The sequence below is a fragment of the Streptomyces sp. NPDC007929 genome, from assembly GCF_042959065.1.
GTDB lineage: Bacteria > Actinomycetota > Actinomycetes > Streptomycetales > Streptomycetaceae > Streptomyces.
The window spans coordinates 232,204-246,967 of the sequence record NZ_JBIBKD010000003.1; the positions used below are offsets into that span (position 1 = coordinate 232,204).

General features: G+C 71.7%; 12 protein-coding genes and 1 pseudogene. 4 read left to right on the forward strand and 9 right to left on the reverse strand.

All coding sequences use genetic code 11. The features are described 5' to 3' along the window. Positions 1–56 precede the first annotated feature (56 nt). Positions 57–1,457, forward strand: a complete 1,401-nt coding sequence (locus ACFZDE_RS10650) for a tetratricopeptide repeat protein (RefSeq protein WP_391199336.1) — start codon at positions 57–59, stop codon at positions 1,455–1,457. Positions 1,458–1,471: 14 nt separating this feature from the next. Here ACFZDE_RS10650 and ACFZDE_RS10655 read toward each other — a convergent pair whose 3' ends face one another. Together ACFZDE_RS10655 and ACFZDE_RS10660 are read right to left on the reverse strand one after the other, a co-directional pair. After that, entirely contained in the window at positions 1,472–2,422 is a 951-nt protein-coding gene (locus ACFZDE_RS10655) for a M28 family peptidase (RefSeq protein WP_391199338.1), read from the reverse strand. 242 nt (positions 2,423–2,664) lie between these two features. After that, positions 2,665–3,138, reverse strand: a complete 474-nt coding sequence (locus ACFZDE_RS10660; RefSeq protein WP_390992957.1) for a VOC family protein — start codon at positions 3,136–3,138, stop codon at positions 2,665–2,667. Between the two features lie 69 nt (positions 3,139–3,207). Between ACFZDE_RS10660 and ACFZDE_RS10665 the strand changes: the two genes are divergently transcribed. Both ACFZDE_RS10665 and ACFZDE_RS10670 read left to right on the forward strand, forming a co-directional pair. Continuing rightward, entirely contained in the window at positions 3,208–3,783 is a 576-nt protein-coding gene (locus ACFZDE_RS10665; RefSeq protein ID WP_391199894.1) for an ABATE domain-containing protein, read from the forward strand. A 194-nt stretch (positions 3,784–3,977) separates the two neighbouring features. Then, positions 3,978–5,057: pseudogene (locus ACFZDE_RS10670) on the forward strand (MFS transporter); the annotation flags it as partial. Between the two features lie 80 nt (positions 5,058–5,137). Here the strand turns inward: ACFZDE_RS10670 and rarD are convergent. Beyond that, the gene (rarD, locus tag ACFZDE_RS10675; RefSeq protein ID WP_390993930.1) at positions 5,138–6,088 is read right to left on the reverse strand and encodes an EamA family transporter RarD; all 951 of its coding nucleotides are present in this window, start codon (positions 6,086–6,088) and stop codon (positions 5,138–5,140) included. 188 nt (positions 6,089–6,276) lie between these two features. Then, positions 6,277–7,131, reverse strand: a complete 855-nt coding sequence (locus tag ACFZDE_RS10680; RefSeq protein WP_391199341.1) for an NAD(P)H-binding protein — start codon at positions 7,129–7,131, stop codon at positions 6,277–6,279. Positions 7,132–7,222: 91 nt separating this feature from the next. On the opposite strand from ACFZDE_RS10680, the gene ACFZDE_RS10685 reads away from it, so the two are divergent. Continuing rightward, positions 7,223–7,603, forward strand: coding sequence for a winged helix-turn-helix transcriptional regulator (locus ACFZDE_RS10685; protein WP_391199344.1), 381 nt, complete (start codon positions 7,223–7,225; stop codon positions 7,601–7,603). Positions 7,604–7,651: 48 nt separating this feature from the next. Here the strand turns inward: ACFZDE_RS10685 and ACFZDE_RS10690 are convergent, their stop codons facing one another. From ACFZDE_RS10690 to ACFZDE_RS10710, 5 genes are all read right to left on the reverse strand, one after another. Continuing rightward, positions 7,652–8,731, reverse strand: a complete 1,080-nt coding sequence (locus tag ACFZDE_RS10690) for a thiamine pyrophosphate-dependent enzyme (RefSeq protein WP_390992966.1) — start codon at positions 8,729–8,731, stop codon at positions 7,652–7,654. Beyond that, a complete protein-coding gene (locus tag ACFZDE_RS10695) occupies positions 8,724–10,652 on the reverse strand; it encodes a 2-oxoacid:acceptor oxidoreductase subunit alpha (protein ID WP_391199346.1) in 1,929 nt (642 codons plus the stop codon). The genes ACFZDE_RS10690 and ACFZDE_RS10695 overlap by 8 nt, the downstream gene beginning before the upstream one ends. A gap of 337 nt (positions 10,653–10,989) precedes the next feature. Continuing rightward, positions 10,990–11,649 (reverse strand): response regulator, encoded by a 660-nt coding sequence (locus tag ACFZDE_RS10700; RefSeq protein WP_391199896.1) that lies wholly within the window; start codon positions 11,647–11,649, stop codon positions 10,990–10,992. 226 nt (positions 11,650–11,875) lie between these two features. Further along, the gene (locus ACFZDE_RS10705) at positions 11,876–13,237 is read right to left on the reverse strand and encodes a sensor domain-containing protein (protein ID WP_391199349.1); all 1,362 of its coding nucleotides are present in this window, start codon (positions 13,235–13,237) and stop codon (positions 11,876–11,878) included. Between the two features lie 262 nt (positions 13,238–13,499). Further along, entirely contained in the window at positions 13,500–14,708 is a 1,209-nt protein-coding gene (locus ACFZDE_RS10710; RefSeq protein WP_390992978.1) for a sensor domain-containing protein, read from the reverse strand. Between the last annotated feature and the right edge of the window lie 56 nt (positions 14,709–14,764).

The window sequence follows — 14,764 nt, forward strand, 5'->3', positions numbered from 1 at the left end:
AACGGGGGCGAGCGGACACACTCGACAGTAGGTGTACGACGCCGAGTGAGGGGACGATGTCGCGACTCAGCCGCGAGAAGAAGCGGGAACAGAAGCAGGCCGCGCACGCGGCGACCCCGGCGGCGCCGATCGACGTCCACGTCCCAGGGGCCGGAACGGACGTGGGAGGGGGACTCGGCGGGGTGTCCGACGGTGCCTCCGTCGGCGGCGTCCCGGTCTTCGCGGCCCCCGGCGAGGAGATCCAGCGGGCCGTCCTGAACCGCCTCCACCACATCGCACTCGCCACCGGCCACCCCGTCCTCGCCACGATCCGTGACGAGCGCATCGGCTACGTCGTCCCGCTCCAGGTCGACCCGGACGGCTCCAGCCACTTCACGGCGGAGCCGGTCGCGACGACCCCGGCCGAGCAGCGGCAGCCCGTCCGCGGTGACCTGACGCCGCCCGAGCCGGAGCCCACCCCGAGCGGCGGCGCCCCGGCGCCCGGGTCCCGGGAGCCGTACGAGGACAACGCCACGCACGTGCTGCGCCCGATGCGGAAGACCGGCCCGGCCCCGGCGTTTCCGCCGCGGGCCGTGCCCGAGCCGCAGCCCGCCGACGAACCCGTGCCGACGTTCGAGCCGCGATCCGTAGCGAAGCCGACGGAACCCACCCCGGAAGACGCACCACCGGCCCCGGAAGACGCACCACCGGCCTCGGGACCTGCCGTCCGGCCCGGTCCTGCCATGCCGCCCGTGCCACCCGGCCCTGCCGTGCAGCCCGTGCCGCCCGGCACCGTCGCGCCGCCCACCGGTGCCTTCGGCCCGCCCCCGCCCATGGACGCGAGGCCGCTCCCCGTTCCGGACGCGCCCCCGGCCCGGCGACCCGGGCCGGTCCCCGAGCCCGCCCAGATCCACGCCGACCTGGACCCCGACCCCAAGCCCACCCCTCCCCGCGGTTTCGACGCCGTCGCGGAGGCCGTGCTCGGGGAAGAGCCCCTCACCGCCCCGGGCGACCCGGGAGCGCCCGCGCTCCTCGCGGAGCCGGTCGCGCGGATCAACGAGGCGGTGAAGGAGGGCCGGATCGAGACCGCCGGCGTCCTGGCCGAGCAGACCGTCGCGCAGGCGTCGGGGACGCTCGGGCCGGAGCACCCCGAGGTGCTCCGGCTGCGTGAACTCACCGCGTACATCGCCTACTTGGCCGGTGACCCGCTCCGTGCCTGCCGGCTGTCGCTCGACCTGGCCGGTGCCCGCCGCCGGACCGGCGACGCGGAGGCCGCCTTCGGCAACGTGGAGAGCGCGGCCACCGCCTGGCGGGCGGTGCGCGACCCGGCACTGGGTCTTGAGCTGGGCCGCGACCTGATCGGCCTGTGGACGGAACTCGCCGCCGAGGACGGCCCGGCCGCCGAGGAGGTCGAGCAACTGGAGTCGGCCCGTGCCCGCATGGGCCGCCTCACCGAACGCGCCGCCCGCAATCAGTAGGCGGCGCCCCGGGGTTACTCCGACAGCTCCCAGACCGCGTGCGCGAGGGCGTCGCTGTTGCGGTTCAGGGCGGTGTCGTTGATGTTGGCGGTGGTGTCGCAGGAGGAGTGGTAGCAGCGGTCGAAGGACCGCCCCGCCGTACCGCCCCACTTGGCCGCCTGCGCCGCCGTCATCGTCCGGCTCGCCCCCGTGAACAGACCGCCCACCCGCACGCCCGCGCTCTTGAAGGGCGCGTGGTCGGAGCGGCCGTCGCCCTCGGTCTCGATCTCGGTGGGGACGCCGATGCCGCCGAAGTAGTCCTTGAAGGTCTTCTCGATCGCCGGGTCGTCGTCATAGACGAAGTAGCCGGGGTTCGGGGAGCCGATCATGTCGAAGTTCAGGTAGGCGCTGATCCTGGAACGGTCGCCGGTGGCCAGCCGGTTGACGTAGTAGCGGGAGCCGACCAGGCCGAGCTCCTCCGCGCCCCACCAGGCGAACCGCAGGTGCTTGGTGGGCTTGTACTGCGCCCGGGAGACGGCCAGGGCGGTCTCCAGGACGGCGGACGAGCCGCTGCCGTTGTCGTTGATGCCGGCCCCCGAGGAGACGCTGTCGAGGTGCGAGCCGGCCATCAGGACCTGGTTCGGATCACCGCCCGGCCAGTCGGCGATCAGGTTGTAGCCGGTGCGGCCGGACGCGGTGAACTGCTGGATCGAGGTGGTGTATCCGGCGGCGTCCAGCTTGGCCTTCACGTAGTCGAGGGAGGCCTTGTAGCCGGCCCTGCCGTGCGCCCGGTTGCCGCCGTTGGCGGTGGCTATGGACTGCAGCTGGGAGAGGTGGGCCTTGACGTTCGCCACGGGTATGTCCGGCGCGGCGGCCGCTCTGGGAGGGGCGGACGACGCGGCGTCGGCCACGGCACCGCCGGTCAGGAGCATGGCTGTTGCCATGCCGCCTGCGGCGACGGCGCGCGCGGAAACGGAGAGCTTCATGTGGGGGCTCCGGATTCCGTCGGGCGGCCCGTGGGGTGTCCACGGGCCACCCACAGTGAATGGGGTGCCTGGATGGTGAAGCTGGTACTGACTCTCCGTCAAGGTACCTATTCGGCCACGGAGTTACGGATCCGTAGCCTCCGGAGCCCGCGTCACGGGGTGCGGGTGCGGGTGCGGGTGCGGGTGCGGGCGCGGGCGCGGAACGCCGGGCGTCCGGGGCGCCGTGCCCATCGGCGCCCCCGTCAGTGCACGCAGAACTCGTTCCCCTCCGGGTCGGCCATCAGTACCCACTCGCCGCCCCGCTCCTTCACCCGCCGCAGGGCACCGGCCCCGAGCCCCTCCAGACGTGCGACCTCCTCGTCGCGGCGTCCCTCGCCCGGGTGCAGATCGAGATGCAGCCGGTTCTTGCCCGATTTCGTCTCCGGAACCCGCTGGAACAGCAGCCTCCGCCCCAGCCCGGTCCCGCTCTCCTCGTCGAGCGGATCCCCGGGGTGCCGGACGGCGACCAGGTCCCGGAAGGCGCGGCGGCCGTGGAACTCGACCGTGGCCTCCTCGGGCAGGGCGCCGAAGCCGAGCAGCTTCGAGATCAGGGCGCTGTTGTCCTCGACCTCGTAGTGCAGGGCGGCGGCCCAGAAGTCGGCCTGCGCGTGCGGGTCGTTCGCGTCGATGACGAGTTTCCAGTGCACGGGAGCCGGTGATGCGGGTGTCTGCGTCATGTAACCACTTATACTGGTTAGGTGAGTGGACGCGCAGGGGAAACGCCGGATCGAACGCCCGGCCTGACGCTGGTCTCGGGCCAGGGCAAGACCTACCGCTTCGACCCCGGCACCCTGTGTCTGGAGCTGACGGTGACGGGCGGCCCGGGGGAGTTCGCCCGCTGGGAGGTGCTGCACGAACCCGCTGACCTGGTCACCTGGGCCGGACGCAGCCGGCTGCCGGACGGCCTCGACCTCACCGTCTCAGCGGCCGAACTGGAACAGGCCCGCGCCCTGCGCGACGCGGTCTTCCTGCTCGCGGCCGACCGCGCCCACGGCCGCCCCCTGCGAGCCGCTCAGCTGGACGTCGTCAACGCCGCCGCGGCGGCGCCCCCGCTCGTCGCCCGCGTCGAGCCCGACGGCACCCGCGCCTGGGCCCCCGGCGCCACCGGCACCCACCTGCTCGCGACCGTCGCCCGCGACGCGATCGACCTGTTCACCGGGCCGCACGCCGAGCGCGTCCGCGAGTGCGGCGCCCACAACTGCCACCTGCTCTTCGTCGACACCTCCCGCCCGGGCCGCCGCCGCTGGTGCGCGATGGAGCACTGCGGGAACCGCGAGAAGGTCCGGGCGCACCGCGCCCGCCACACCGCCACGGAGTCGTAGCCTCCGCGGCCTCGGCCGCACGGGTGTCGTACGCGGTGGGGATCGGCGTCGCCGTACTCCACGGTGCTCGCGCAGTCCCTCACTTGCGCAACCGTCCCGCACCGGAGGAGTGTTGACTCATGGGCACCCGTGCCTGGGCGCTGCTGCTCGTTCTGTGCGGAACGATCTTCCTCGAAGGCATCGACGTCGCGATGATGGCGGTGGCGATCCCGGCCGTCCGTGCCGATCTCGGACTGGCCACCGGCACCGCGGCCTGGGTGATGAGCGCCTATGTGCTCGGCTACGCCGGTTTCACGCTGCTGGGCGGGCGGGCCGCCGACCTGCTCGGACGGCGGCGGATGTTCCTGCTCTGGCTGATCGTCTTCCTCGCCTTCTCGGGGCTCGGCGGCTTCGCGACCGGCGGCTGGATGCTGATCGTCGCCCGGTTCGTCACGGGCGTCGCCGCCGCGTTCATGACCCCGGCCGCGCTGTCCCTGATCACCACGTCGTACGAGGAGGGCCCGCAGCGCAACAAGGCCCTGCTGGTCTTCGCCGGAACGGGCGCGGCCGGCTTCTCCCTCGGCCTGGTGATCGGCGGCCTGCTCACCGAGATCGGCTGGCGCTGGGTGTTCTTCGCCCCCGTGCTGCTGGCCGCCGCCCTGCTCTTGGCGGCCGTACGTCTGATCCCGCGGCGCGACGCCCCGCCCAAGCGCGGGCGCACCTTCGACCTGCCCGGCGCGATCACCGCCGCAGGCGCCATGCTGCTGGCCGCCTACACCGTCGTACGCCTGGAGCACGGCCTGCACCACTGGCCGCTCACCCTGGCCTCGGCCCTCGCGGCCGTGATCATGGCCGGCGTCTTCGTCGCGGTCGAGCGCCGCTGCCCCGACCCGCTCGTGCGGCTCGGCATGTTGCGCTGGAGCCCGGCCGTGCGCGCCGACCTCGGGGCGCTGCTCTTCCTCGGCGCCTTCTTCGGCTTCCAGTTCGTCGTCACGCTCTACTTGCAGGAACTGCGCGGCTGGTCGTCCCTGCAGACGGCGGTGGCCCTGATCGTCATGGGCGTCGACGCCGTCCTGGCGCCGACGCTCACGCCCCGGCTGGTCGCCCGTTTCGGCAACGCCCGGGTGATCACCGGAGGCTTCCTCCTGGCCGTGGCGTCGTACGCGCTGTTCCTGCCGGTCGGCATGGACTGGTCCTACGCCATGATGTTCCCGACCCTGCTGCTCTCCGGCCTCGCCTTCGCCCTGGCCTACGGGCCGCTGACGATCGCGGCGACCGACGGTGTGGCCGAGTCGGAGCAGGGCCTGGCCGGAGGGCTGCTGACCACCGCCACCCAGTTCGGCTCCGCGATCGGCATCTCGGCGGTGACCGCCGTCTACGGCCTGGCGTCCACCGGGTCCGGCCCTGAGGCCACGCTCTCGGCGTTTCGCGCGGCACTGGTCGTGCCGGTCGCCCTGGTGGTGCTGGGCACGCTGATCTCGCTGGTCAGCGTCCGGGAGGCCCGGCGGGCGGCGCGCAACGCGTCCCAGGTGAGCAGCGTCAACGCCAGCCAGACCAGCGCGAACCCGGCCCACCGCTCCGGCGGCATCTCCTCGTGGAAGTAGAGGATGCCGAGCAGGAACTGCAGGACCGGCGTCGAGTACTGGAGCAGGCCGATGGTGGACAGGGGGATGCGGATGGCGGCCGCGCCGAAGCAGACCAGAGGGAGCGCGGTGACGATGCCGGCCGAGGCGAGCAGCGCCGCGTGGCCCGCACCCTCGGTCGTGAAGGTGGAGTCGCCCCGCGCGGAGAGCCACACCAGGAAGCCGAGGGCGGGCAGGAACTGGATCGCGGTCTCGGCGGCCAGCGACTCGATGCCGCCGAGGCCCACCTTCTTCTTCACCAGCCCGTAGGTGGCGAAGGAGAACGCCAGGCAGAGCGAGATCCACGGGGGCCGACCGTAGCCGATGGTCAGTACGACGACCGCGACGACGCCGGTCCCGACCGCCGCCCACTGCACCGGCCGCAGCCGCTCCTTCAGCAGCAGCACCCCGATCGCGATGGTGACCAGCGGGTTGATGAAGTACCCGAGCGAGGCCTCGACCACGTGGCCGGAGTTCACCGACCAGATGTACAGGCCCCAGTTGATGGTGATGACGGCCGCGGCGACCGTGATCAGCGCCAGCTTGCGGGGCTGGCGCAGCAGCTCACCGGCCCACGCCCAGCGGCGCATCACCAGCAGGGCGGCGCCCACGAAGACCAGCGACCACACCATCCGGTGGGCCAGGATCTCCACGGCGCCGGCCGGCTTCAGCAGGGGCCAGAACAGGGGGACCAGCCCCCACATCCCGTAGGCCGCGAAGCCGTTCAGCAGTCCTATGTGCCGCTCACCCCTCGGCTTGCCGGTCACGGGCCCCTCCTTCGCGCCTGGCGTGTGTCCGCGTGCACGACGGTAACGCCGGGCACCCCCGGCTGTCATGTCCGTATCGCAATACGGTCATGACAGCCGGGGGTGGTGCGGAGGCGGGGGGAGGGTCAGCCCTTGAGCGCGGCGGCGATGGCCTCGGCGAACGGCGTGGTCGGGCGGCCGGTCAGGCGGGACAGGTCGCCGCTGGAGACGACCAGCTCGCCCTTCTCGATGGAGGCGTCCACGCCCGCGAGGATCCGGGCCAACGGCTCCGGCAGGCCGGCGCCGGTCAGGATGCCCGCCAGGGCCTCGGGGGAGACGGCGTTGTAGGCGATCTCCTTGCCGGTCTGCCGGCTCAGCTCGGCCGCGTACTCGGCGAAGCTCCAGGGGGTGTCGCCGCCCAGCTCGTACGTCTTGTTCTCGTGGCCCTCGCCGGTCAGCACGGCGACGGCGGCCGCGGCGTAGTCGGCGCGCGCGGCGGAGGAGACCCTGCCCTCACCGGCGGCGGCGACGACCGCGTTGTGCTCCAGCACCGGGGCGAGGCTCTCGGTGTAGTTCTCGTGGTACCAGCCGTTGCGCAGCAGCGCGTAGGGCACACCGGAGTCCAGCAGGATCTCCTCGGTGCCGCGGTGGTCGTCGGCGAGCGCGGCGGTCAGGGTGCCGGGGGCGCTGGTGTAGGCGAGCAGGGCGACACCGGCGGCCTTGGCGGCGTCGATGACGACCTTGTGCTGCCGCACCCGGCCCTTGTCGAACTCGTTGCCGGAGACCAGCAGCACCTTGTCGCCCGCGGAGAAGAGGCCGTCGAAGGACGCCGGGGTGTTGTAGTCGGCGAGCGCGATCCTCACCCCGCGGTCCGCGAAGTCCGCGGCCTTCCCGGCGTTGCGGACGACCGCGGTGATCTGCTCCGCGGGGACCTTCTCCAGCAGCTGCTCCACGACGTGGCGGCCGAGCTGTCCGGTTGCTCCGGTGACGACGATGCTCATGGTGAGGACTCTCCTTGTGGGGTGCGATGGCACTAACCCTAGGAGGTGCGCTAACTCTTCGAAAGTACCCACTTTGAAGTAAGGTACTGGCATGTCCGTAAGTGCCCATGAAGCCTTCTGCCCCCACCGCCTGGTCCTGGAGCACGTGACCAGCCGCTGGGGCGTGCTCGTCCTCATCGAGCTGCTGAACCGCCCCCACCGCTTCAGCGAGCTGCGCCGCGCGATCAGCACCCCCGGGGGCCGGGGCCCCAGCGAGAAGATGCTGACCCAGACCCTCCAGACCCTGGAGCGCGACGGACTCGTCCACCGCGACGCCAAGCCCGTCATCCCGCCCCGCGTCGACTACTCCCTCACCGACCTCGGCCGCGAGGCCGCAGAGCAGGTCAAGGCCCTCGCCGCCTGGACCCACCAGCGCCTGGAGGACGTGGAGCGGGCCCGCCGGGCATACGACGAGGCCCGGGCCGCGTCCTAGAGCTTTCAGACGGACGGCCCGGGCCCCGGGGGGTTTCCTCCGGCAGGGTCAGCCGACGACCGTCCAGGTGTCGCCGCCCGCCAGCAGTGCACCCAGGTCGCCCTTGCCGTGCTGCTCGATCGCCGAGTCGAGCTGGTCGGCCATCTGCGTGTCGTAGACGGGCCGCTCCACCGAGCGCAGCACCCCGATCGGCGTGTGGTGCAGGGTGTCCGGGTCGGCCAGGCGCGACAGCGCGAACGCCGTGGTCGGGGACGCGGAGTGCGCGTCGTGCACGAGCACCTGGTCCTCGTTGTCCGGCGTCACCGCCACCACCCTCAGATCACCGGTCGCCGGGTCCCGGACCACGCCCTTGGCCTGGTCGGCGCCGAACCGGATCGGCTTGCCGTGCTCCAGCCGGATCACGGCCTCCTCGGCCTGCTGCTTGTCCTTCAGGGCGTCGAAGGCGCCGTCGTTGAAGATGTTGCAGTTCTGGTAGATCTCGATCAGCGCCGTGCCCTGGTGCGCGGCGGCCTGGCGCAGCACCTCGGTGAGGTGCTTGCGATCGGAGTCGACCGTGCGCGCCACGAACGACGCCTCCGCGCCGATCGCAAGCGACACCGGGTTGAACGGCGCGTCCAGCGATCCCATCGGCGTCGACTTGGTGATCTTCCCGACCTCGGAGGTCGGCGAGTACTGGCCCTTGGTCAGACCGTAGATCCGGTTGTTGAACAGCAGGATCTTGAGGTTGACGTTGCGACGCAGCGCGTGGATCAGGTGGTTGCCGCCGATGGACAGGGCGTCCCCGTCACCGGTGACGACCCACACCGACAGATCCCGGCGGGAACTGGCGAGACCCGTGGCGATGGCGGGGGCGCGACCGTGGATGGAGTGCATCCCGTACGTGTTCATGTAGTACGGGAAGCGGGAGGAGCAGCCGATGCCCGAGACGAAGACGATGTTCTCCTTCGCCAGCCCCAGCTCGGGCATGAAGCCCTGCACCGCGGCCAGGATGGCGTAGTCGCCGCAGCCGGGGCACCAGCGCACTTCCTGGTCGGACTTGAAGTCCTTCATCGACTGCCTGCCCTCGGCCTTGGGGACGAGGGAGAGCGCTTCGACGGTGCCCGTGCCGTGCGTGGACGTCTCAGCCATCGATGGCCTCCTTCAGAGCCGCGGCGAGCTGCTCCGCCTTGAACGGCATGCCGTTGACCTGGGTGTACGAGTGGGCGTCGACCAGGTACTTCGCCCGGATGAGCGTGGCAAGCTGCCCGAGGTTCATCTCGGGGATCACCACCTTGTCGTAACGCTCCAGCACGGAACCCAGATTCCGCGGGAAGGGGTTGAGATGACGCAGATGCGCCTGCGCGACGGACTCCCCGGCTCTGCGCAGCCGCCGCACCGCCGCCGTGATCGGCCCGTACGTCGAGCCCCAGCCCAGCACCAGCGTCTTCGCCCCGTGCGGATCGTCCACCTCGATGTCCGGGACGTCGATGCCGTCGATCTTCGCCTGCCGGGTGCGCACCATGAAGTCGTGGTTGGCCGGGTCGTAGGAGATGTTGCCCGTGCCGTCCTGCTTCTCGATGCCGCCGATCCGGTGCTCCAGACCCGGCGTGCCCGGGATCGCCCACGGGCGGGCCAGCGTATGCGGATCCCGCTTGTACGGCCAGAACACCTCACTGCCGTCGTCGAGCGTGTGGTTCGGCCCCTGCGCGAACTGCACCCGCAGGTCCGGCAGCTCCTCGATGTCCGGGATCCGCCAGGGCTCGGAGCCGTTCGCCAGATAGCCGTCGGACAGCAGGAACACCGGCGTGCGGTACGTCAGCGCGATCCGCGCCGCCTCCAGCGCCGCGTCGAAGCAGTCCGCCGGGGTGCGCGGCGCGACCACCGGCACCGGCGCCTCGCCGTTGCGCCCGTACATCGCCTGGAGCAGATCCGCCTGCTCCGTCTTGGTCGGCAGCCCCGTCGACGGGCCACCGCGCTGGATGTCCACGACCAGCAGCGGCAGCTCCAGGGAGACCGCGAGACCGATCGTCTCCGACTTCAGCGCCACGCCCGGACCGCTCGTCGTGGTCACGGCCAGCGAACCACCGAAGGCCGCGCCCAGCGCGGCCCCGATGCCTGCGATCTCGTCCTCCGCCTGGAAGGTCCGCACGCCGAAGTTCTTGTGTTTGGACAGCTCGTGCAGGATGTCCGACGCCGGAGTGATCGGGTACGACCCCAGATACAGCGGCAGATCCGCCTGCCGGCTCGCCGCGACCAGCCCGTACGACAGGGCGAGGTTGCCGGAGATGTTGCGGTAGACACCCGGCGGGAACGCCGTGGCCGCGGGCGCGACCTCGTAGGAGACGGCGAAGTCCTCCGTCGTCTCGCCGAAGTTCCAGCCGGCCCGGAACGCCGCGATGTTGGCCGCCGCGATGTTCGGCTTCTTCGCGAACTTCGACTTCAGGAACTTCTCCGTGCCCTCCGTGGGCCGGTGGTACATCCAGCTCAGCAGGCCCAGCGCGAACATGTTCTTGCTGCGCTCGGCCTCCTTGCGGCTGAGGTCGAACTCCTTCAGCGCCTCGACCGTGAGCGTGGTCAGCGGCACGGGGTGCAGGTGGTAGCCGTCCAGCGAGCCGTCCTCCAGCGGGGACGTCTCGTAGCCGACCTTCTGCATCGCCCGCTTGGTGAACTCGTCCGTGTTGACGATCACCTCGGCGCCGCGCGGCAGGTCGCCGATATTCGCCTTCAGCGCGGCCGGGTTCATCGCCACCAGCACGTTCGGCGCGTCGCCGGGGGTGAGGATGTCGTGGTCGGCGAAGTGCAACTGGAAGGACGACACACCCGGCAGGGTCCCGGCGGGCGCCCGGATCTCGGCCGGGAAGTTCGGCAGGGTCGACAGGTCGTTGCCGAACGACGCGGTCTCCGAGGTGAAACGGTCACCGGTGAGCTGCATACCGTCACCCGAGTCCCCCGCGAACCTGATGATCACCCGGTCGAGGCGACGGACGTCCTTCGCGCCCGCCGCTTTGCGCTGCTCTCCTACGACTGCTCCGTCGGCCTGCTCCGCTGGGCTACTGACCTGGCTGGTCACTGAACTGGACCTCCCTCGAGGACGCTGTCCGGGACAGGCCTTCCCGCAGGCCCTCCCAGGATCAACCCTACGACCGCGAGGGTCGCCTTCTTCGGGTCATTCGCATCTTGGACACGACTTTGGGATGTTCACGTGCCCGGAGTTGTCCGGATTTACCGCGAGCCGTCGGCCGGGGCGCGTCGGCGGTCGAGTCGGGGTGTGTCGGGAGTGAGGTCGGGGTGTGTTGGGAGTGAGGTCGGGGTGCAGCGGGGGTTGAGTCGGGTGCGTCAGGGGTTGAGTCGGGGTGCGTCGGGAGTTGAGTCGAGTCGGGGTGCGTCGGGGGTTGAGCCGGGGCGCGTCATGAGTTGAGGTAGGTCAGCACGGCCAGCACCCTGCGGTGGTCGCCCTCGCTGGGGGAGAGCCCCAGCTTCAGGAAGATGTTGCTGACGTGCTTCTCGACCGCCCCGTCGCTGACCACCAGCTGCCGCGCGACCGCCGAGTTCGTCCGCCCCTCGGCCATCAGCCCCAGCACCTCACGCTCCCTGGGCGTGAGCCCGGCCAGCACGTCCTGCTTACGGCTGCGGCCCAGCAACTGCGCGACGACCTCGGGGTCGAGCGCCGTACCGCCCTCGGCCACCCGCACCACCGCGTCCACGAACTCCCGCACCTCGGCGACCCGGTCCTTCAGCAGGTAGCCGACACCGCGGCTGGACCCGGCGAGCAGCTCGGTGGCGTAGCGCTCCTCCACGTACTGCGACAGCACCAGCACCCCGAGCCCCGGGTGCGCCTTGCGCAGCTGCACCGCCGCCCGCACTCCCTCGTCCGTGTGAGTCGGCGGCATCCGTACGTCCGCCACGACCACGTCCGGCAGCTCGCCCTGCGCGTCCAGCTCCGAGATGGTCTTGATCAGAGCCTCGCCGTCACCCACACCGGCGACCACCTCGTGCCCCCGGTCGGTCAGCAACCGGGTCAGGCCCTCTCTGAGCAGCACCGAATCCTCGGCGATGACCACCCGCACCCTGTCCTCCACGATGTTCGGCCCCCCAGAGCCCGATGCCGCCCGTCCGCAGCCCACATCGGCTCCGCCCACCCGTGCGACGGGTCCAGCATTTCAGGGTCGGGGAGTCTATGGGGCCGGGACCGGCTTCTTGACTGGACGATCGGGTGGTGAGGGAAAGATGGGGGGCCGGAGGCGACGGCCTCCGGCCCTGTCACGGCTCGCGGGGGCCGAGCCCCCGCGACGGTCACCGCACGTGCTCGCCCCGCCACGGCAGCTCGGCGGTCACCCGGGTCGGGCCGCCCACCGGCGAGTCCACCACCAGGATCCCGTCCACCGCGTCGAGCCGGTCCGCGAGCCCCGCCAGGCCGGACCCCTGGGCCACGTCTGCTCCGCCCACGCCGTTGTCCACGACCTGCAGCATCAGCCGGTTCTCCGTCCGCCACACCTCGACACCCGCCCATGTCGCCCGCGCGTGCTTGCTGACGTTCTGCAGCAGCTCCGACACCGTGAAGTAGGCGATCCCCTCGATCGCCGGAGCCGGCCGCTCCGCCAGGTCGACCTCGACCTGCACCGGCACCGTGCACCGCGACGCCACCGCCGACAGCGCCGCGTCCAGCCCCCGGTCCGTCAGCACCGCCGGATGGATCCCCCGGGCCAGGTCCCGCAGCTCCTGGAGCGCCGTCTTCACCTCGCCGTGCGCCTCGCCGACCATGCGCGCGGCCGCCCGCGGGTCCTCCTGGAGCTTCTCCTTCGCCAGCCCCAGATCCATGGCCAGCGCCACCAGCCGGGCCTGCGCCCCGTCGTGCAGATCCCGCTCGATGCGCCGCAGGTCGGCCGCCGCCGTGTCCACCACGACCCCCCGGTCCGACTCCAGCTCCACGACCCGCGAGACCAGCCGCGACGGCCCGAGCAGCCCGTGCACCATCAGCCGGTCCACCATCGTCAGCGCCCGCACGATCCACGGCGTGGCGATCGTGAACAGCAGCCCCACCAACGCCGTCACCGTGATCTCGAACGGGTTGTCCAGGTAGATCCGGTGCGCCTCGTCGCCGTACAGCTGCACCCCGTCCTGCCCCGCGTACATCGGGAACACCCAGAACCACAGCGGATACGTCAGCAACGCCCAGCCCAGCGCCCACACGTTCACGGCGACAACGAACGAGAACACCGCCCAGGGCAGATGCAGCACCGCGTACAGCAGCGCCCGCCACGAGGCGCCGCTCTTGAGGACGGCCCCCATCCACGCCATCATGCCCGGCTTGCGCATCCGCAGCGGCTCCGGCTCGGCCACCTCCAGGCCCAGCAGCCCCCGCGCCCGCATCCGCTCCAACGCCCCGAAGCCCCGGCACCCGGCCAGCCCCGCCGCCAGCACCGGCACACCGAGGAAGGTGATCAGCAGTCCCGCGCCCAGCGACACCATCGTGACCGCGTAGGTGAACAGCAGGATGCTGATCGGCAGGCTGAGCAGCACGTGGGTGAGCTCCAGCCAGGTTCGGCCCTCGACCGGCGCCCGCAGCACGGCCGGCACCCGGTGCCGCCGTTCGGTGCTCCCGGGGAAGCCCGACCCGCTGTCGAGCCCGTATCCCTGTCCGTACTCCGTGGCCATCGGCGTCGTCCTTCTCCTCGTCCCGCGGCTGTGCTCCCGTACCTCCACCCTGCTCCGCCGCAGGTCGACGGACCATGGAGTCCGTCGGCGTCTCGAACGGGGGGTTTTCCCTACCTCGGGGTCGCTGCCCCGGGGGCCCACTTCTTCCGGGGACCCCTGCCCCGGGGGCCCTGCCAGGGGGCCCTGCCAGGGAGCCCTGTCCAGGGGCTCCAGGGGCTCCAGGGCCACTTCCCCGGGGCCCCTGCCCAGGGGTTCCCGGCCCCTATCCCGTGGCCCCGGACCGGTCACGCCATGGCAGTTCCGCCGTGACGGTCGTCGGACCGCCCTCGGGGGACTCCAGGACGAACAGCCCGTCCACGGCGTCCAGCCGCTCCGCCAGGCCCTTCATCCCCGTACCGCCGTCGAGGCTCGCGCCCCCCTGACCGTCGTCCCACACCTGAATGAGCAACCGGGTGTCGGTCCGCCACACATCCACCGACGCCGACCTGGCCCGGCTGTGCTTGCTGACGTTCTGCAGCAGCTCCGAGACGGTGAAGTAGGCGATGCCCTCGATGGCCGCGGCCGGCCGCTCCGGCAGATCGACCGTCACCTTCACCGGGACAGTGCAGCGCGAGGCGACCGAGGACAGCGCCGCGTCCAGACCGCGGTCGGTCAGGACCGCCGGATGGATGCCACGCGCCAGATCCCGCAACTCCTGGAGCGCGAGCTTCACCTCGCCGTGCGCCTCCTCGACCATCGCCGCCGCGGCGTCCGGATCCTCCAGCACCTTCTCCTTGGCCAGGCCCAGCCCCATGGCCAGATTCACCAGCCGCGCCTGCGCCCCGTCGTGCAGATCCCGCTCGATGCGCCGCAGGTCCGCCGCGGCCGTGTCCACCACGACCCCCCGGTCCGACTCCAGCTCCGCGATCCGCCGCTCCAGCTCGTCGGAGGGCGACAGCAGCGCCCGCACCATGGCCCGGTCGGCGTTGGTCAGCCCCCGGGCGATGAACGGCAGCACCGGCCACAGCACGAACAGCGAGGCCAGCGTGACCGTGAAGGTCAGCACCCCCCACGGCAGCCGCACGAACTCGTACAGCGCCGTACGCCAGCCCACCGGATCCTTCAGCTGCATCCACAAACGCTGGAAGAAGCCGCCCCCACCCCGCATCCGCAGCCGGCTCGGCTCCTCGATCCGCACCCCGAGCAGCGCCCGGGCCCGCGCCCGCTCCATCCTGCCCAACTGCCGCGCCCCCGCGAGCCCCGCCGCGAGCAGCGGAAACCCGATCACCGTGACGGTCAGCCCGAAACCGGTGGAGAACACCGTCACCACATAGGTGAAACCGAGCAGCGCGACCGGCAGGTTGGCCAGCAGATGCGCGATCTCCTTCCAGGTGTGCCGGTCGTAGGCGAACCGGGCCGGCGGCGGACGGTCGTCCTGCCCTGCGGCCCCCCGGGCCGCCGTCGTCCCCGCGGACGTGATGCGTTCGGTCATATGCGTTAGCGTGCCCGGCGCCGGGCGACGGCGCCATGAGGTGGACCGCCAGGATC